This window comes from Staphylococcus sp. AC872 (assembly GCF_979255425.1).
Window position 1 is genome coordinate 1 of sequence record NZ_CEEDKW010000039.1, and the last position, 351, is coordinate 351.

The 351-nt window shown below is 33.6% G+C and carries 1 protein-coding gene; it reads left to right on the top strand.

Annotation, left to right across the window (positions count from 1 at the left end):
* The coding region (locus ACZ267_RS12825; RefSeq protein ID WP_463680340.1) for a phosphotransferase family protein at positions 1-351 on the top strand (351 nt) is incomplete at both ends.

Consider the following 351-nt stretch of genomic DNA (forward strand, 5'->3'; position numbering starts at 1 on the left):
AGAAGCCCATATACCTAATTTAGATTCAAGATATTTCACTGTAGTACACGGAGACGTCAATCACAATAACTGGCTTTTATCAGATCGTGACGAGCTATTTTTATTAGATTGGGAAGGTGCTATGATAGCAGATCCTGCAATAGATATAGGTATGCTGCTTTACAACTACGTTCCTGAAAATAAATGGTCTAAGTGGTTTGTAACATATGGCGTTCAAGAAAGTATAAATCTAAATAAGCGTATGAAGTGGTATACAGTTATTCAATCAATTGGTATGGTTCAATGGTACGAAGACCAAAAGCGTTTTAAATATATGAATACTTGGCTTGAATTTTTAAATAAAGTGATGAA